Raw genomic sequence first — 17,806 nt, 5'->3', positions numbered from 1 at the left:
CTTTGTACTCACCCTCTCGGGCTTTCCTCCGGGCGCTTCCCTTCGTTCTTGCGTTTCCGACTCTATCAGATCTTTTCTCGACCCGATTTCCTCGGCGCTTTCCAGGTTCCCGCTCTCGCGTTTCCCTTTCCGGCGGTTCCGACTTTATCAGAAGTTCTGAGCCGGATTTCCCACCCGATCCGTGGCAACCGTCGTCCAGCGCATGAAGCTCTGGGGTTCCCGATCGGGCGGAGCCGTAAACGTACTGGAGCGGGGCGCCCCGATGCAAATCGGGGCGCCCCGCTCCGAGTTCACGCAGCCGGCGTGTCAGACCTCCACGACGACCGGGAGGATCATCGGCCTGCGGCGGTAGTTGTCCGAGACCCACTTGCCCAGGGTGCGGCGGATCAGTTGCTGCAGCTGGTGCGGCTCCACGACGCCGTCCTGGGCGGAGCGCTCCAGTGCCTCATTGATCTTCGGCAGGACGCCCGTGAAGGCCGCGTCCTCGATACCGGAACCACGCGCCTGGATGTACGGGCCGCCCGTGATCTTGCCGGTGGACGAGTCCACCACCACGAAGACCGAGATGATGCCCTCGTCACCGAGGATCTTGCGGTCCTTCAGGGCCGGCTCGCCCACATCGCCGACGGAGAGGCCGTCGACGTACACGTATCCGGCCTGCACCTTGCCGGAGATGGTGGCCTTGCCCTCGACCAGGTCCACGACCACGCCGTCCTCGGCGATGACGATCCGGTCGTGCGGGACACCGGTCATCGCGCCCAGCTCAGCGTTGGCGCGCAGGTGGCGCCATTCGCCGTGGACCGGCATCAGGTTCTTCGGGCGACAGATGTTGTAGAAGTACAGCAGCTCGCCCGCGGACGCGTGGCCCGAGACGTGCACCTTGGCGTTGCCCTTGTGCACGACGTTGGCCCCCCAGCGGGTCAAGCCGTTGATCACGCGGTACACCGCGTTCTCGTTGCCCGGGATGAGGGACGACGCCAGGATCACCGTGTCGCCCGGGACGATCCGGATCTGGTGGTCGCGGTTGGCCATCCGGGACAGCGCGGCCATCGGTTCACCCTGGGAACCCGTGCAGACCAGGACCACCTCGTGGTCCGGGAGGTCGTCGAGGGTCTTGACGTCCACGACCAGGCCCGGCGGGACCTTGAGGTAACCGAGGTCGCGGGCGATGCCCATGTTCCGGACCATCGAGCGGCCGACGAAGGCGACCCGGCGGCCGTACTCGTGGGCCGCGTCAAGGATCTGCTGGATGCGGTGGACGTGGCTGGCGAAGCTCGCCACGATGATCCGCTTACCAGCTCCGGCGAAGACCTGGCGCAGGACGTTGGAGATCTCCCGCTCGTGCGGCGTGAAGCCCGGCACCTCGGCGTTCGTGGAGTCGGTGAGCAGGAGGTCGATGCCCTCCTCGCTGAGCCGGGCGAACGCGTGCAGGTCGGTGAGGCGGTTGTCCAGCGGAAGCTGGTCCATCTTGAAGTCGCCGGTGTGCACGACCATGCCGGCGGGGGTGCGGATGGCGACCGCCAGGGCGTCCGGGATGGAGTGGTTGACCGCGATGAACTCACAGTCGAAGGGGCCGATGCGCTCACGGTTCCCCTCCGCCACCTCGAGGGTGTACGGGCGGATCCGGTGCTCCTGGAGCTTGGCCTCGATGAGGGCGAGGGTCAGCTTGGAGCCGATGAGCGGGATGTCCGGCTTCTCGCGGAGCAGGAAGGGGACGCCACCGATGTGGTCCTCGTGGCCATGGGTGAGGACGATGCCCTCGATGTCGTCGAGGCGGTCCCGGATCGACGAGAAGTCCGGCAGGATCAGGTCGATTCCGGGCTGCTCCTCCTCGGGGAAGAGCACTCCGCAGTCGACGATCAGCAGGCGGCCGCCGTGTTCGAAGACCGTCATGTTCCGGCCGATCTCGCCGAGACCGCCGAGCGGGGTGACGCGCAGGCCGCCCTCGGGGAGCGACGGGGGCGGTCCGAGTTCAGGATGCGGATGACTCAAAAGACTCTCCTCACCACGCGCGCCACGTACCGGTCGGGCACGTGGCGCGCATGACGTTCGTGCAGAAGCAGTTGTCGTTGTGGGGTGCGGGCACCGGTGGCCCGCTATTCGGTTGTCGATTCAGTTGTGAAGCTCGGGTGGTGCCAAGTCTGTTGTCAGAGCTGTACCCCGCCGGCAGCAAGATCGATCTTGAGCTGGGCGATCTCCTCGGGCGAGCACTCGACCATGGGCGCGCGCAGGGGCCCTGCGGGCAGCCCCTGGAGGGCGAGTGCGGCCTTGGTGGTCATGACGCCCTGGGTACGGAACATGCCGGTGTACACCGGGAGCAGCTTCTGGTGGATCTCCGTGGCCTTGACGACGTCGCCCGAGGTGTACGCGTCGACGAGGGCGCGCAGGTCGGGGGTGACGACGTGGCCGACGACGGAGACGAAGCCGACCGCGCCCACGGAGAGCAGCGGCAGGTTCAGCATGTCGTCACCGGAGTACCAGGCGAGGCCGGACTGCGCGATGGCCCAGCCGGCGCGGCCGAGGTCGCCCTTGGCGTCCTTGTTGGCGACGATCCGCGGGTGCTCGGCGAGGCGGACCAGGGTCTCGGTGTTGATCGGGACCCCGCTGCGGCCGGGGATGTCGTAGAGCATGACCGGCAGCCCGGTGGTGTCCGCGATGGCGGTGAAGTGCCGGTACAGGCCCTCCTGAGGGGGCTTGTTGTAGTACGGCGTCACGACCAGCAGGCCGTGCGCGCCGACGCGCTCCGCCTCGCGGGCCAGCTCGATGCTGTGGCGGGTGTCGTTCGTGCCGACTCCGGCCACGACGTGGGCGCGGTCGCCGACCGCCTCCACCACGGCTCGTACGAGGTCCGCTTTCTCCGCGTCACTGGTGGTGGGGGACTCGCCGGTGGTCCCGTTGATGATCAGGCCGTCGTTGCCTGCGTCCACCAGGTGGGTGGCGAGCCGCTGCGCGCCGTCGAGGTCGAGTGCGCCGTCCGCCGTGAAGGGCGTGACCATGGCGGTGAGGACCCGCCCGAAGGGGGTCTGCGGAGTCGAGGTCGGAGCCATGGGTAACACGCTACTCGGTGCTCCAGGCGTGGTCTGCCGTCGGGGTGCCGGGTAAGTCAGGACAAATATGGAGCCCGGCACTGCCTGCTCGGGGGTTCAAGCAGTGCCGGGCCCGTTTGATCAGGCTAGATGAACTTCTCCGAATGCCGCAATACGGACACTTCGCCCGGCTGATCCGTACATCCGTTCCGCGTGGGGGAACAGGGCTTCGTTATGGAGCCACACGCCCGTTCGTGTTGAAGGCGGCATATGTGAGCGGCATGAGCTTGGCCCACTCCGCCTCCATCAGCTCGCCGACCATCTCGATCTCCCGCTGCGGGAAGGACGGCACCTTGGCCAGCTCGTGCTGGGTGCGCAGACCGAGGAAGTGCATCAGGGAGCGGGCGTTGCAGGTGGCGTACATCGAGGAGAACAGGCCGACGGGGAGGGCGGCGCGGGCCACCTCGCGGGCGACGCCCTCGGCGAGGAGCTTCTGGTACGCCGCGTACGCCTGCTCGTAGGACTCCTCGAGGGTGCTGCGCACGGCCTCCTGCTGGGCCGGGGTGCCCTCGGCGAAGACGTACTTGCCCGGGCGGCCCTCCTGGACCAGCTTGCGGTCCTTGCCGGGGACGTAGAAGACCGGCTGGAGCTCCCGGTAGCGGCCCGACTCCTCGTTGTAGGACCAGCCGACCCGGTGCCGCATGAACTCGCGGAAGACGAAGATCGGGGCGCTGATGAAGAAGGTCATCGAGTTGTGCTCGAACGGGCTGCCGTGCCGGTCGCGCATCAGGTAGTTGATCAGGCCCTTGGAGCGCTCCGGGTCCTTCTTCAGCTCGTCCAGTGACTGCTCGCCGACAGTGGAGACGCGGGCGGCGAAGAGGACGTCGGCGTCCGACGCGCTGGACTTCACCAGCTCGACGGTGACATCGCTGCGGAAAGTGAGCGACTCGGGGGTGGTCACGGGGGTCCTTCCCATCACTTCTTGAGGTTCGCGCCCACTGTACGGGGCACCCCTGACAGTCCCGAACAGTGACCTTGCCACGCATTTTTTCGGACATGGGCACCTTTTGTGTCACTCGAGCGTCTGTATCGGTGAGGCCTGATCGTTCGACCCCGAAAGGAGCTGGACCCGCGATGTTCCTCCCCCAGCAACCGCCGGGAGGTGCCCCCAGTGGGCCCGTACCCTTCGCCTTCCTGGCCGAGGCGGACAGGTTCCGCAGTAATGTCACTCCCCCGCCTCGTGAGCGGGCCTCGCTCGGCGAGCTGGCCGGGCGCTGGCTGCTGGGCCTGACCCTCGTCGCCGGGCTCGTCGGGGCCCTGGTCCTCGGGATGCCGGCGCTGTCCACGCCGTCCGGTACGCCGGCCCAGCAGTCCCAGGCCTCGCAGGGGCACTCCCAGGGGCACTGACCCTTCCGGCCGCCCAAGGGTGGTGGGCGGGAATCCGGCCGGATAGCCTCACCGGGCACAGCCCCAGCGAGGATCGAGTGAGGACCAGCCGTGCCCCTGCCCTTCCTGACGGCCGACCGCTCCTTCGACGCGGCTTCCGAGAGCCCGCTGCCGTACGACGACCGGGACCGCTGGCGGCGGCCCTACCGGCCCGGGCCGTGGCGGGTGGGCGGTGCCGCCCTGGGACTCCTGCTCTCCTCGTTCGTGCTGTTCGGCGCGGTCCTCATCGCCCTGACCGACTCGGTGTCCGCCGCGGGCCTGGTCCTCAGCCTGGCGCTGGCCGTGATCGTCTCCGCGCTGCGCGTGCTGCGCATGGGCGTGTGGGTGAGCGCCCGCGGGCTGCGCCAGGTGGACTTCCTGGCGACGCGTACGGTCCCCTGGCAGCGGGTGATCGCGGTACGGACGGCTCAGCGGCCGGTGCGCTGGCTGGGGCTGCCGCGCACCGTGCAGGGGCAGGCGCTGACGCTCGTGCGCAAGGACCGGTCCGTGGACGACACGCCACCGCTGCTGACCACGCACTCCCTTGACTTCCTGCACCGGCCCGCGGCCTTCGACCGTGCGGCGGACACGGTGGAGGCCTGGGCCGCGGAGTACGGGCGCGGCTGACCGCCCTCGGACCACGGCGAAGGGGCCGGACCGCGTGTACCGCGGTCCGGCCCCTTCCTCGTACCGGCTGGGCTGCCCCGGCCGGCTCAGACCTGGACGGGCCTGCCGTCGTGCAGGGCGATGGCCCGCTGCATCGCCTTGCGGGCGCGCGGGGTGTCGCGGGCGTCGTGGTAGGCGACGGCGAGCCGGAACCAGCTGCGCCAGTCGTCCGGGGCCGCCTCCGTCTCGGCCTTGCGCCGGGCGAACACCTCGTCCGCCGAGTCGCGGTCGATGCGGCCGCTCGGGGTGCGCCTCAGCTCGTCGACGGGCAGGCCGCCCTCGGCCTCGAGTTCGGCGGCGAGCTGGTTGGCCCTGTGGACGAACTGGGTGTTCTTCCACAGGAACCACAGGCCGATGACCGGCAGGACGAGCACCGCCACACCGAAGGTGACGGTCAGGAGCGTGCCGGTCTGGATGAGCATCACGCCGCGGCTGCCGACCAGGACGAAGTAGAAGACCAGGACGGCGGCCGTGACGAGGTAGGTGATCTTCGCGCGCATGACGTGTTCGGGCTCAGCTCAGGTCGAGGAAGTGTTCAAGGCCGAAGGTGAGGCCCGGAGTCGACACCACGCGGCGGGTGCCGAGCAGGATGCCCGGCATGAAGCTGCTGTGGTGCAGGGAGTCGTGGCGGATGGTGAGGGTCTCGCCCTCGGCGCCGAGCAGCACCTCCTGGTGGGCCAGCAGGCCGCGCAGTCGGACGGCGTGTACGGGTACACCCTCGACGTCGGCCCCGCGGGCGCCGTCCAGGGCGGTGACCGTGGCGTCCGGCATCGGGGCCGAACCCGCCCGGCGGCGGGCCTCGGCGATGAGCTGGGCCGTGCGCGTGGCGGTCCCGGAGGGGGCGTCCACCTTGTTCGGGTGGTGCAGCTCGATGACCTCGGCCGACTCGAAGTACGGGGCGGCGACCTGCGCGAACCTCATGGTGAGCACGGCGCCGATGGAGAAGTTCGGCGCGATGAGCACGCCGGTCTGCGGGAACTGGGCGAGCCAGCCCGTCAGCTGCGCGAGGCGGTCCTCGGTCCAGCCCGTCGTACCGACGACCGCGTGGATGCCGTGGCGCACGCAGAAGTCGAGGTTGCCCATGACGGAGGCGGGGGTGGTGAGTTCGACGACGACCTGGGCGCCGGTCTCCGCCAGGGTCTCCAGCTTGTCGCCCCGGCCGAGGGCGGCGACCAGCTCCATGTCCTCGGCGGCCTCGACCGCCCGTACCGCCTCGGACCCGATCCGGCCCTTGGCGCCGAGTACCGCCACGCGCAGCTTGCTCATCTGTTGCTTCCTTACCGGAGGTGATTAGGCGACGGCGTCGTGCAGCCGCGCGGCCTGCTTGTCCTTGAGCGGGCCGATGACCGACAGCGAAGGGCGCTGGCCCAGGATGTCCCGGGCGACCGACCGGACCTCGTCCGGGGTGACCGCGGCTATCTTCGCCAGCATGTCGTCGACGGACATCTGCTCGCCCCAGCACAGCTCACTCTTGCCGATGCGGTTCATCAGCGCGCCGGTGTCCTCCAGACCCAGGACGGTGGAGCCCTGGAGCTGGCCGATGGCACGGCCGATCTCGTCGTCGGAGAGGCCGTTCTGGGCGACGTGGTCGAGCTCGTCCCGGCAGATCCTCAGCACGTCGTGCACCTGGCTGGGCCGGCAGCCGGCGTACACGCCGAACAGGCCGCAGTCGGCGAAGCCCGAGGTGTACGAGTACACGCTGTAGGCGAGGCCGCGCTTCTCCCGGACCTCCTGGAAGAGGCGGGAGGACATGCCGCCGCCGAGGGCGGTGTTGAGCACGCCCATGGACCAGCGGCGGTCGTCTGCGCGAGCGAGACCCGGCATGCCGAGGACGACGTGCGCCTGCTCGGTCTTGCGGCCGATCAGTTCCACCTTGCCGGTCGTGCGGATCGAGCGGCGGCCGTCGCGCGGGGCGACGGGCCGCGCGCCGAGGTCCTTGAAGGCGTCCGCCTCCTCGAAGGCGGCGCGGACCTGCCGTACGACCTTGTTGTGGTCGATGTTGCCGGCGCAGGCGACCACGAGGTGGGTCGGGTCGTAGTGCTTCTTGTAGAAGCGGCGGATGCGGTCGGCGGTGAGGGCGTTGACCGTGTCGACGGTGCCGAGGACCGGGCGGCCGAGGGCGTTGTCGCCGAACATGGTGTGCGCGAACAGGTCGTGCACACAGTCGCCCGGGTCGTCCTCGGTCATCGCGATCTCTTCGAGGATGGCGCCGCGCTCGACGTTGACGTCATCCTCGAGGATCAGCGAGCCGGTCAGCATGTCGCAGACGACGTCGATGGCGAGCGGCAGGTCGGTGTCGAGCACGCGCGCGTAGTAGCACGTGTACTCCTTGGCCGTGAACGCGTTCATCTCGCCGCCGACGGCGTCTATGGCGGCGGAGATGTCCAGCGCGCTGCGCTTGGAGGTGCCCTTGAAGAGCAGGTGCTCCAGGTAGTGCGTGGCGCCGTTCAGCGACGGGGTCTCGTCGCGGGAGCCCACGTGCGCCCAGATGCCGAAGGTGGCCGAGCGCACGGAGGGCAGGGTCTCGGTGACGATGCGCAGGCCGCCGGGGAGGGTGGTCTTGCGGACCGTGCCGATGCCGCCGGTGCCCTTGATGAGGGTTTGGGTACGGGCGACGGCCCGCGCCTCCGAAGAGGTGCGGGCCGTCGCCTTGGAGCCACGGGACGTCACTGGTCGGCGTCGTCCTTCTTCGTCTCGCCCGCGGCGGAGCCGCTGTCGGACGCGGTGTCTTCGCCCTCGACCACCGGAACGAGGGACAGCTTGCCGCGGGAGTCGATCTCGGCGATCTCGACCTGGACCTTCTGGCCCACACCGAGGACGTCCTCGACGTTCTCCACGCGCTTGCCGCCGGCGAGCTTGCGGATCTGCGAGATGTGCAGCAGACCGTCCTTGCCCGGGAGCAGCGACACGAACGCACCGAAGGTCGTCGTCTTCACGACGGTGCCCAGGTAGCGCTCGCCGACCTCCGGCATGGTCGGGTTGGCGATGCCGTTGATCGTGGCGCGGGCGGCCTCGGCGGCCGGGCCGTCGGCGGCACCGATGTAGATGGTGCCGTCGTCCTCGATCGTGATCTCGGCGCCGGTGTCCTCCTGGATCTGGTTGATCATCTTGCCCTTGGGGCCGATGACCTCACCGATCTTGTCCACGGGGATCTTGACGGTGATGATCCGCGGGGCGTTCGGGGACATCTCGTCCGGCGTGTCGATCGCTTCCATCATCACGTCGAGGATGTGGAGGCGGGCGTCGCGGGCCTGCTTGAGGGCCGCGGCCAGGACGGAGGCCGGGATGCCGTCCAGCTTGGTGTCGAGCTGGAGGGCGGTCACGAACTCCTTGGTGCCGGCGACCTTGAAGTCCATGTCGCCGAAGGCGTCCTCCGCACCGAGGATGTCGGTGAGGGCGACGTAGTGCGTCTGGCCGTCGATCTCCTGGGAGATCAGACCCATGGCGATACCGGCGACGGGGGCCTTGAGCGGCACACCGGCGTTCAGCAGCGACATGGTGGAGGCGCAGACAGAGCCCATGGACGTCGAGCCGTTGGAGCCGAGGGCCTCGGACACCTGACGGATCGCGTAGGGGAACTCCTCGCGGGTCGGCAGGACCGGCACGATCGCGCGCTCGGCGAGCGCGCCGTGGCCGATCTCGCGGCGCTTCGGGGAGCCGACGCGGCCCGTCTCCCCGACGGAGTACGGCGGGAAGTTGTAGTTGTGCATGTAGCGCTTGCGGGTCACCGGGGAGAGGGTGTCCAGCTGCTGCTCCATACGGAGCATGTTCAGGGTGGTGACGCCCAGGATCTGGGTCTCGCCACGCTCGAACAGCGCCGAGCCGTGCACGCGCGGGATGGCCTCGACCTCGGCGGCCAGCGTACGGATGTCCGTGACGCCGCGGCCGTCGATGCGGATCTTGTCCTTGATGACGCGCTCGCGGACCAGCTTCTTGGTCAGCGCGCGGTACGCGGCGGAGATCTCCTTCTCGCGGCCCTCGAACTGCGGGAGCAGCTTCTCGGCGGCGATGTCCTTGACGCGGTCCAGCTCGGCCTCGCGGTCCTGCTTGCCGGCGATGGTGAGCGCCTGGGCGAGCTCGCTCTTGACCGCGGCGGTCAGGGCCTCGAGGACGTCGTCCTCGTAGTCCAGGAAGATCGGGAACTCGGCGGTCGGCTTGGCGGCCTTCGCGGCGAGGTCCGCCTGCGCCTTGCACAAGACCTTGATGAAGGGCTTCGCGGCGTCGAGGCCGGCGGCCACGACCTCCTCGGTCGGCGCCTCGGCGCCGCCCTCGACCAGCTGGATGGTCTTGTTGGTGGCCTCGGCCTCGACCATCATGATCGCGACGTCGCCGTCCTCCAGGACGCGACCGGCGACGACCATGTCGAAGACGGCGTCCTCGAGCTCGGTGTGCGTCGGGAACGCGACCCACTGGCCGTTGATCAGCGCGACGCGGACGCCGCCGACCGGGCCGGAGAAGGGCAGACCGGCCAGCTGGGTGGACGCGGAGGCGGCGTTGATCGCCACGACGTCGTACAGGTGGTCGGGGTTGAGCGCCATGATCGTGGCGACGACCTGGATCTCGTTGCGAAGGCCCTTCTTGAAGGACGGACGCAGCGGACGGTCGATGAGACGGCAGGTGAGGACGGCGTCCTCGGAGGGACGGCCCTCGCGGCGGAAGAAGCTGCCGGGGATCTTGCCCGCGGCGTACATGCGCTCCTCGACGTCCACCGTCAGGGGGAAGAAGTCGAGCTGGTCCTTGGGCCTCTTGGAAGCGCTGGTGGCCGACAGCACCATGGTGTCGTCGTCCAGGTACGCGACGGCGGAGCCGGCGGCCTGCTTGGCCAGGCGGCCCGTCTCGAAGCGGATGGTGCGGGTGCCGAAGGTGCCGTTGTCGATGACGGCCTCGGCGTAGTGGGTCTCGTTCTCCACTAGTGTTTTCTCCTCGTCTTCGTCCCTCGCCGCCCGTGTGGCAGGGGGACGTTTGTGGAGAAGCGCTCCGTCTGGTGCGGGCCGGTCTTCGATCGAAGCACCCGGGGCTCACTTCCCCCCGGGGGCCACTACCGAGGACCGGCGGCGGCGAGGTGCGCTCCTCCTCGTTCTGTGTCGTACGGGTTCTGCCGTACGTGTTCCGTGTCGTGCGTACTGCGTTGTGCTACCACACTACAAAGCGGGTGTGACACCGCGCACGTTTCCGCACGTACGGCAAAGGGAGCGGCCCCCGAGTCCTTTCGGGAACCGCTCCCTTCACGGCGTCTTACTTCGCGCCCGCCGCACCGCGGCGGATGCCCAGACGGTCGACCAGCGCACGGAAGCGCTGGATGTCCTTCTTCGCCAGGTACTGCAGGAGGCGACGGCGCTGACCGACCAGGATCAGCAGACCACGGCGGGAGTGGTGGTCGTGCTTGTGGGTCTTCAGGTGCTCCGTCAGGTCGGAGATGCGACGCGAGAGCATGGCGACCTGGACCTCGGGGGAGCCGGTGTCGCCCTCCTTGGTACCGAACTCGGTGATGATCTGCTTCTTCGTAGCGGCGTCGAGCGACACGCGTACTCCTCATAGTCTGTAAGTGCCATCGAGTGCCCCCGGTCCACTTCTCGGGGGAGCTTCCACGACTCGGGAGGCGGGGATCCGCTGGGCGCGGCCTCCAGGGCGGCAGGGAATACCTGCGGTTGCTCCGGGGGTGCGTACACAAACGGCCGTCGACCAGGGTACCAGGCGGCCGCGGGCCCCTTGTCCCCGGTTCCGGAACGCCCCGGAGCGGGAGGCGGCCGCCACTAGGGTGAACGTGCTGAGCGTACGTACGTCGGGAAGGGGTCGCTTCGGAATGGCGGAGTCGGAAGCGGAGATGAAGGCACGCAAGGAGCGGGAGCGGGACGAGCTGTACGCGCTCGACATCTCGGATGCCGAGTGGCACTGCGCGCCGGGCACGGAGGAGGACGAGGAGCGGGTCGAGATCGCGTACCTGCCGGCGGGGGCGGTGGCGATGCGCTCCTCCCTCGACCCGGGCACCGTGCTGCGGTACACGGAGGCCGAGTGGCGGGCCTTCGTCCTGGGCGCCCGCGACGGCGAGTTCGACCTGAAGCCGATGCCGCACAACGGCGGGCTCGCGGCGGACTGAGCGGAGTACGGCAGAGGGCGGCACGCGTGCGTGCCGCCCTTTTCGGTGCCTTGGGGTTGCCGTGTCCCCTAGCTGGTCATCGCCCGGGCCCGCGCGTAGACGTCGAAGACGGCCAGCGCCAGCGGGATCAGCGTGAGCAGCACGAAGCTCTCGGCGATCTCCAGGAAGCGCCCCCAGAAGGGGGTGACGCCCCGCCGCGGGGTGATCAGGGCGATCGCGGTGACAAGGGCGATGGCCGCGCCGACCGCCGCGGCGATCCAGACGCTGCGGATGTCGAGGGCGGTGGTGTCGCCCTGGAAGGCGTCGATCACGTAGTCGCGCGGCGGGTTCAGGGCGAGCCCGAGGCCGAGGAAGACGATCGCGGCGAGGCCCGCGGCCAGGGTGGCGCCGACCTGCTGGGTGTAGCGGAACAGGTGCGCCCGCATCAGCATCGCCACGCCGGTCGCGAGGGCCAGGAGCTGGGCCCAGGTGTTGCTGGAGAAGCCGAGGACGATCGACGCGCCGACGGCGACGAGGGCGCAGCCACCGACGAGGCCGACGAGGAGTTCGTGGCCGCGGCGGGCCTGGGCCGCCACCCGTTCGGCGTCCACGGGCTCCTGCGGGGCGGGCTCGCCGCTGTCGTAGCCGCCGCGGGACGGGTTGGGCGGCTCGAAGCCGATCGGCAGCCGCGCGAAGCGCATGGACAGACCCGGCAGGAAGGCCAGCGCCACGACGGACAGCGGGGCGCAGATCGCGGCCGTCTCGATGGGCCTCAGCTCGGTGAGGGTCGCGATGAAGGTGGTGATCAGGCCGATGGCGGAGGCGAAGAGGAACGCCACGAAGGGTCCGTCACCGCCCGGCGACACCAGGGTGAGCACCAGGGAGGCGACGAGGACCGCCGCGCAGGCGAGCAGGAACTGCAGCCGCCCGATGCCCTCGCCGCCGGCGAGCGGCAGCAGCCCCGAGCCCGCCACACCGACGTTCGGCAGCGCCCCGAGTCCCAGCGCGACCGCGGAGCCCCGGTCGTCGTACACACGCGCGCGTACGCAGGCGATGCTGACGAGCAGGACGCCGGTGACGCCCGCGACGATGCCCTGCAGGCTGTTCATGTCGTGCCGGATCTGCGAGCTCCAGGCCACGAACGCGAGGAGCGCGGGCAGGACGCCGGCCGCGACCAGGCCGGCGGCACGGGTGAGGTCGCCGCTCCACAGGGTGCGGTCGCGGGTGACGGCGGAGGCCACCGCCTCGGAGACGTCGTCGAGGACGGCGGGCGGCAGCGACTCGGCGAACGGACGCAGGGTCAGCAGTTCGCCGTCGAGGATGCGCTGGGCGGTGAAGGAGCGGGCGCCGTCGAGGACGGTGCCGTCCCGCCGTACGAGGTGATAGCCGACCGGCGCGCCCTCGGCGGGGCTCTGCTGGGAAAGGCGAAGGATCTCCGGGTACAGGTCGGCGACCGGTACGTCGTCGGGCAGTGCCACGTCGATACGGCTGTCGGGTGCCACGATGGTGACCCGGCAGAAGCCGAATCCCATGCCCGCCCCGGAAGGGGCTCCGGTGCCCGGTCCACCGGTCGCGCCGGCCGGCGCGGAGGCCGTCATGCTCACCTGCTGTTCCCCCTCGTCGGTGGGGCGGGCCCGCGGTGCCGCCGCGCACCCTTCCGCCCGTAAAGATCCTGTGTAGGTTGAGTCGCGCCTTCCGTTCCGTCGGCCGACCGCGGGGTCGCATCCGGGGTTCGCGGGGTGGCGCTCGCTTCGAACCGTTGCGGATTGCCCGGGTTTTCCCGGAACGATTCGCAACTGTTCACGCGTCTCACCGGCACCCTACCGCCCGCCGTCGGCCGTGGTTGTCAGTAGGATCGCGCTTCGCGGTCGACGTTCGCCTGACACGGGGCGGCGGACGAAACATCTCGGTCCGGCAAGGGAATTGGTGCGTAGTGAGCCACATCGTCGTCAAGCGCCCGCCACGGGCGCTGCCGAAGGAAGTGCCCACGGACGAGGTCGTACTGCAGGCGCCGCCGGAGCTCCCGCGCGGTCAGCAGGAGGGCGCGATGATGCAGCTCCTGCCCATGCTCGGCATGGGCGGGTCCGTGGTGTTCTTCTTCAACCCCCAGGCCCAGCCGTTCATGAAGATCATGGGCCTGGTGATGGTGGCGTCGACGATCGGCATGGGCATCTCGATGCTCGTCCGCTACCGGCGCGGCAGCCAGGGGCAGATGGCCGACATGCGCCGCGACTACCTCCGTTATCTGTCGCAGACCCGGCGCGCGGCCCTGGACACCGCGAAGACGCAGCGCGACGCCCAGTTCTACCTGCACCCTTCACCCGAGCAACTGTGGGCGCTGGTCGCCGAGGGCAGCCGGGTGTGGGAACGGCGCACCGGTGACGAGGACTTCGGGCAGGTCCGGGTGGGCCTCGGCGCGCAGTCCCTGGCAACTCCCCTGATTCCGCCGCAGACCGCCCCGGTCGACGAGCTGGAGCCGTTGACCGCGGGTGCCATGCAGCGCTTCCTGGCCACGCACGGTGCCCTCGACGACCTGCCGATGGCGGTGTCGCTGCGGGCCTTCTACCACGTGACGATCAGCGGCGAGCCGGGCACCGTGCGCGGTACCGCCCGTGCCGTCGCCGGTTCCCTCGCCTCCCTGCACTCCCCCGAGGACCTGGTCGTCGCCGTCGTCACCGGCCGGGAGTCGGCGCCCGAGTGGGAGTGGGCCAAGTGGCTGCCGCACGCGCAGGCCCCGGGCCTCGCCGACGGCGCCGGCAGCATGCGTCTGATCACCACCAGCCCGGTGGAGCTGGAGGACCGGCTCGCCACCCGCCTCCAGGGCCGCCCCCGTTTCCACCCCGACGGGCCGCCGGTCGCAGACCAGCCGCACGTGGTGGTCGTGCTCGACGGCGTCTCGCTGCCGCCCACGTCGCTGCTGGCGAGCCCCGAGGGCCTGCAGGGCGTGACGGTCCTGGAGGTCGTGCCCGGCGACCTCACCATCGGCCGCGGTGACCTCTCCGTCGTCGTGCACCCCCAGGAGCTGCGCCTGGAGTCGGCGCACGGGATGGTCTACGAGGGAACGCCGGACGTCCTGTCGTACGAGGCCGCCGAGGCCCTGGCCCGCCAACTGGCGCCACTGCGGATGGGTTCGGGCGGTGACGACGACGAACCGCTGCTCGCCAACCTGGAGTTCACGGATTTGCTGAACCTGGGCGACGCGGCCTCGGTCGACCCGAAGCGGACCTGGCGGCCGCGCTCGCAGTCGGAGCGGCTGCGCGTGCCGATCGGTCTCGGCGAGGACGGCCGGCCCGTGATGCTCGACCTGAAGGAGGCGGCGCAGGAGGGCATGGGCCCGCACGGCCTGTGCGTCGGTGCGACCGGTTCCGGCAAGTCGGAGCTGCTGCGCACGCTGGTGCTCGGCCTCGCCGTGACCCACTCCTCGGAGACGCTGAACTTCGTCCTCGCCGACTTCAAGGGTGGTGCCACGTTCGCCGGCATGGCCCAGCTCCCGCACGTGGCGGCCGTGATCACCAACCTCGCGGACGACCTGACCCTCGTCGACCGCATGGGCGACTCGATCCGCGGTGAGCTCAACCGCCGCCAGGAGATGCTCCGCGACGCGGGCAACTACGCGAACATCCACGACTACGAGAAGGCACGCGCGGCGGGCGCGCCGCTGCAGCCGATCCCGTCCCTCGTCCTGGTGATCGACGAGTTCAGCGAACTGCTCACCGCGAAGCCCGACTTCATCGAGATGTTCGTGCAGATCGGCCGCATCGGCCGTTCGCTCGGCGTGCACCTGCTGCTGGCCTCGCAGCGTCTGGAGGAGGGCCGTCTGCGGGGCCTGGAGACCTATCTGTCGTACCGCATCGGTCTGCGGACGTTCTCGGCGGCCGAGTCACGCGCGGCGCTGGGCGTGCCGGACGCCTACGAGCTGCCGAACGTGCCGGGTTCCGGTTTCCTGAAGTTCGGCACCGACGAGATGGTGCGCTTCAAGGCGGCGTACGTCTCCGGCGTGTACCGCACGAGCTCGCAGGCGGCGGCCGCGCTGGGCGGCCCGCTGCCCGTCGACCGCAGGCCGGCGCTGTTCACGGCGGCCGAGGTCCCGGTGCAGTACGCGGCGGTCCCCCAGCAGCGCCAGGAGACGCCCGAGAAGCAGCAGGACGACGCGCTCGCCGACACCGTGCTCGACGTGATCGTGCGGCGTCTGGAGGCGCAGGGTCCGGGCGCCCACCAGGTGTGGCTGCCCCCGCTGGACAGCCCGCCGTCGCTGGACGCGCTGCTTCCCGGGCTCGCCCCGGTCCCCGGCCGCGGCATGACCCAGCCGGGCTACGAGGGCGCGGGCCGGCTCGTCATCCCGGTCGGCCTCGTCGACAAGCCGTACGAGCAGCGGCGCGACCCGCTGTGGGCGGACTTCGGCGGCGCGGCCGGCCACATGCAGATCATCGGCGGCCCGCAGTCCGGCAAGTCGACGCTGCTGCGCTCGATCATCGCCTCGTTCGCGCTCACCCACACGCCCCGGGAAGTGCAGATCTACGGCCTGGACTTCGGTGGTGGCGGCATGGCCGCGGTGGCCGGCCTGCCGCACGTGGGCGGTGTCGCCTCCCGCCTGGACCCCGAGAAGGTCCGGCGTACGGCGGCCGAGGTGTACGGCGTCATGACCCGCCGCGAGGAGTACTTCCGCTCCTCGGGGATCTCCTCCATCGCGGAGTTCCGCTCCCGCCGCGCGCGCGGTGACATCTCGGTGACCGACCAGCCCTGGGGCGACGTCTTCCTGGTCATCGACGGCTGGGGCAACTTCCGCACGGACTACGAGGCGCTGGAGCCGCTGGTCCTGGACATCGCGGCGCGCGGTCTGGGCTACGGCATCCACCTCATCCTCACCGCCTCGCGCTCGATGGAGGTCCGCGCGAACCTCAAGGACCACCTGATGAACCGCCTCGAGCTGCGGCTCGGCGACCCGATGGACTCCGAGTTCGACCGCAAGGTCGCGGCCAACGTCCCCACCGGTGTGCCGGGTCGTGGCCAGACCCCGCAGAAGCAGCACTTCATGGCGGCGGTCCCGCGGATCGACGGTCTCTCCTCCGACACGGACCTCGCGGAGGCGACGACCGCCCTCGCGTCCGAGGTCACCCGCCACTGGCAGGAGCCGGGCGCACCGGAGGTGCGTCTGCTGCCCCGCGAGTTCCCGGCGGCGCAGCTTCCTCCGGGCGACCGTTTCCCGCAGCGCGGCGTCTCCTTCGCGCTCGACGAGGACAACCTCGAGCCGGTGTTCGTGGACTTCGAGCAGGACCCGTTCTTCCTGGTGTTCGGCGAGAGCGAGTCCGGTAAGTCGAACCTGCTGAAGCTGCTGATCAAGCGTCTCACCGAGCGCTACGACGGCAACTCCTGCAAGCTGTTCGTCGTCGACAACCGCCGCTCGCTGCTCGGCGTGACGCCGCCGTCCCACCTGGCGGAGTACATCCCCATGTCGAACCAGATGCAGCACCACATGGACGCGCTGGCCGACCTGATGCAGCGCCGCACCCCGACGGCCGACGTGACCCCGGAGCAGCTGCGCAACCGCAGCTGGTGGCGGGGACCCACGGTGTACGTCGTCATCGACGACTACGACCTCGTGTCCACGTCGAGCGGCAACCCGCTGGCTGGCCTGACGGAACTGCTCCCGTTCGCCCGCGACGTCGGCGTCCGCTTCATCATCGCCCGCTCCACGGCGGGCGGGGGCCGCGCCGGCTACGAGTCCTTCATGCAGCGCATCAAGGAACTCGGCGCCCAGGGCGTCGTCCTCGCGGGTGACCCGGCCGAGGGCGACCTGCTGGGCGGCGTACGGCCACGCCCGATGCCCGCGGGCCGGGGCGTCTTCGTGTCGCGGAAGCGGGGGAAGCCCATGGTGCAGGTGGGGCAGGTCACGGACGAGGTGAGCTGAGCCCGCACGGCTCCGGAATCTTCCCGGTACGCGTCCCCCGGCACCCAGTTGGAGTTTCTGCACGTACTCGAGATTGCTGCTGCGTCCGTTCCTGCGCATTGCTACGTTGACCGGAACTGGACAATCCAAAGTGGACGACGATCACTGAACACGCGGTGCGCGAGGATGGATCACCCATGGCATGGGACGAATGGGAGCAGCTCAAGACGGAGGCGGTGACGCGCCAGCAGGGCGGGGAGACGCACATGCAGCTCAACCAGCTGCCGGCCGATCCCGGAGGTGGCCCCACCTCGGTCCCCAGCCAGACCGGTGACCTCAAGGTCACTCAGCACGATCTGGCGAAGATCGGCAGCCACGCCCATACCCTCTACACCCAGCTCTGGGACCGGGCCCGGCTGTCGAACACCAGCGTGGACTCGGCGGCGGGCGATCTGACGCAGCAGGGCTTCGCCCTCGGCTCGGGACTCCAGTACGTGTCGAACAAGTGGGACGTACAGCTCAACTCCCTGCTGGACGCGTGCGCCCACATCTCCAACCACATGCAGGTCACCAAGAAGATCCACGCAGGCGACGAGGCGTACATCCTGCGGCAGATGAGCAGCATCGACACCCTGGACGCCGGCTTCGACGAGCGTGTCGGTGGACCGGGAGACCACAACCCGATCTACGGCCCGTCGGACAAGCCGAAGAAGAACTGATCACGAC

Annotated in this window: 14 protein-coding genes; 5 read left to right on the top strand and 9 right to left on the bottom strand. The window is 69.9% G+C overall.

Annotated elements, in window-relative coordinates; genetic code table 11:
• Positions 1–306: 306 nt before the first annotated feature.
• The 3 genes from ACFVVO_RS26130 to thyX form a co-directional block, all read right to left on the bottom strand.
• Positions 307–1,992: a ribonuclease J gene (locus tag ACFVVO_RS26130; RefSeq protein ID WP_390058013.1), complete on the bottom strand. Its 1,686-nt coding sequence runs from the start codon at positions 1,990–1,992 to the stop codon at positions 307–309.
• Between the two features lie 155 nt (positions 1,993–2,147).
• Positions 2,148–3,047: a 4-hydroxy-tetrahydrodipicolinate synthase gene (gene dapA / locus ACFVVO_RS26125; protein ID WP_390058012.1), complete on the bottom strand. Its 900-nt coding sequence runs from the start codon at positions 3,045–3,047 to the stop codon at positions 2,148–2,150.
• Positions 3,048–3,258: 211 nt separating this feature from the next.
• On the bottom strand, positions 3,259–4,002 hold the full coding sequence (gene thyX, locus ACFVVO_RS26120) for an FAD-dependent thymidylate synthase (protein WP_390058011.1): 744 nt from the start codon (positions 4,000–4,002) through the stop codon (positions 3,259–3,261).
• A 158-nt stretch (positions 4,003–4,160) separates the two neighbouring features.
• On the opposite strand from thyX, the gene ACFVVO_RS26115 reads away from it, so the two are divergent.
• On the top strand, positions 4,161–4,433 hold the full coding sequence (locus tag ACFVVO_RS26115) for a hypothetical protein (RefSeq protein ID WP_390058010.1): 273 nt from the start codon (positions 4,161–4,163) through the stop codon (positions 4,431–4,433).
• A gap of 90 nt (positions 4,434–4,523) precedes the next feature.
• Positions 4,524–5,078 (top strand): hypothetical protein, encoded by a 555-nt coding sequence (locus ACFVVO_RS26110; protein ID WP_390058009.1) that lies wholly within the window; start codon positions 4,524–4,526, stop codon positions 5,076–5,078.
• Between the two features lie 86 nt (positions 5,079–5,164).
• Here the strand turns inward: ACFVVO_RS26110 and ACFVVO_RS26105 are convergent, their stop codons facing one another.
• From ACFVVO_RS26105 to rpsO, 5 genes are all read right to left on the bottom strand, one after another.
• Positions 5,165–5,617, bottom strand: coding sequence for a hypothetical protein (locus ACFVVO_RS26105; RefSeq protein WP_390058008.1), 453 nt, complete (start codon positions 5,615–5,617; stop codon positions 5,165–5,167).
• 13 nt (positions 5,618–5,630) lie between these two features.
• Positions 5,631–6,383, bottom strand: a complete 753-nt coding sequence (gene dapB, locus ACFVVO_RS26100; RefSeq protein ID WP_390058007.1) for a 4-hydroxy-tetrahydrodipicolinate reductase — start codon at positions 6,381–6,383, stop codon at positions 5,631–5,633.
• A gap of 24 nt (positions 6,384–6,407) precedes the next feature.
• Entirely contained in the window at positions 6,408–7,787 is a 1,380-nt protein-coding gene (locus ACFVVO_RS26095) for a M16 family metallopeptidase (RefSeq protein ID WP_390058006.1), read from the bottom strand.
• Positions 7,784–10,027 carry a polyribonucleotide nucleotidyltransferase gene (locus ACFVVO_RS26090; RefSeq protein ID WP_390058005.1) on the bottom strand — a complete coding sequence of 748 codons (2,244 nt, stop codon included), beginning with the start codon at positions 10,025–10,027 and terminating at the stop codon, positions 7,784–7,786. The genes ACFVVO_RS26095 and ACFVVO_RS26090 overlap by 4 nt, the downstream gene beginning before the upstream one ends.
• A gap of 325 nt (positions 10,028–10,352) precedes the next feature.
• Positions 10,353–10,640, bottom strand: coding sequence for a 30S ribosomal protein S15 (gene rpsO, locus ACFVVO_RS26085; protein ID WP_005479656.1), 288 nt, complete (start codon positions 10,638–10,640; stop codon positions 10,353–10,355).
• 280 nt (positions 10,641–10,920) lie between these two features.
• Between rpsO and ACFVVO_RS26080 the strand changes: the two genes are divergently transcribed.
• Positions 10,921–11,214, top strand: a complete 294-nt coding sequence (locus tag ACFVVO_RS26080) for a DUF397 domain-containing protein (protein ID WP_390058004.1) — start codon at positions 10,921–10,923, stop codon at positions 11,212–11,214.
• Positions 11,215–11,282: 68 nt separating this feature from the next.
• On the opposite strand, the gene eccD is transcribed toward ACFVVO_RS26080, so the two are convergent.
• Positions 11,283–12,791, bottom strand: coding sequence for a type VII secretion integral membrane protein EccD (eccD, locus tag ACFVVO_RS26075; protein WP_390058025.1), 1,509 nt, complete (start codon positions 12,789–12,791; stop codon positions 11,283–11,285).
• A 335-nt stretch (positions 12,792–13,126) separates the two neighbouring features.
• Here eccD and eccCa point away from each other — a divergent pair, with 335 nt between their 5' ends.
• The gene (gene eccCa / locus ACFVVO_RS26070; RefSeq protein ID WP_390058003.1) at positions 13,127–17,101 is read left to right on the top strand and encodes a type VII secretion protein EccCa; all 3,975 of its coding nucleotides are present in this window, start codon (positions 13,127–13,129) and stop codon (positions 17,099–17,101) included.
• A 176-nt stretch (positions 17,102–17,277) separates the two neighbouring features.
• Positions 17,278–17,799 carry a hypothetical protein gene (locus ACFVVO_RS26065; RefSeq protein WP_390058002.1) on the top strand — a complete coding sequence of 174 codons (522 nt, stop codon included), beginning with the start codon at positions 17,278–17,280 and terminating at the stop codon, positions 17,797–17,799.
• Positions 17,800–17,806 lie beyond the last annotated feature (7 nt).

Origin of the sequence: Streptomyces sp. NPDC058145 (genome assembly GCF_042884245.1) — a bacterium.
Lineage (GTDB): Bacteria > Actinomycetota > Actinomycetes > Streptomycetales > Streptomycetaceae > Streptomyces.
Note: the sequence above shows the minus strand (reverse complement) of the source record. Positions and strands in the feature narration are given on the sequence as shown.

What these genes read in the sequence shown, in the direction of transcription:
- eccD (WP_390058025.1), bottom strand. Translation starts at nt 12,791, where the DNA reads ATGACGGCCTCCGCGCCGGCCGGCGCGACCGGTGGACCGGGCACCGGA.
- dapB (WP_390058007.1), bottom strand. Translation starts at nt 6,383, where the DNA reads ATGAGCAAGCTGCGCGTGGCGGTACTCGGCGCCAAGGGCCGGATCGGG.
- ACFVVO_RS26115 (WP_390058010.1), top strand. Translation starts at nt 4,161, where the DNA reads ATGTTCCTCCCCCAGCAACCGCCGGGAGGTGCCCCCAGTGGGCCCGTA.
- thyX (WP_390058011.1), bottom strand. Translation starts at nt 4,002, where the DNA reads ATGGGAAGGACCCCCGTGACCACCCCCGAGTCGCTCACTTTCCGCAGC.
- ACFVVO_RS26065 (WP_390058002.1), top strand. Translation starts at nt 17,278, where the DNA reads ATGGCATGGGACGAATGGGAGCAGCTCAAGACGGAGGCGGTGACGCGC.
- ACFVVO_RS26080 (WP_390058004.1), top strand. Translation starts at nt 10,921, where the DNA reads ATGGCGGAGTCGGAAGCGGAGATGAAGGCACGCAAGGAGCGGGAGCGG.
- dapA (WP_390058012.1), bottom strand. Translation starts at nt 3,047, where the DNA reads ATGGCTCCGACCTCGACTCCGCAGACCCCCTTCGGGCGGGTCCTCACC.
- ACFVVO_RS26105 (WP_390058008.1), bottom strand. Translation starts at nt 5,617, where the DNA reads ATGCGCGCGAAGATCACCTACCTCGTCACGGCCGCCGTCCTGGTCTTC.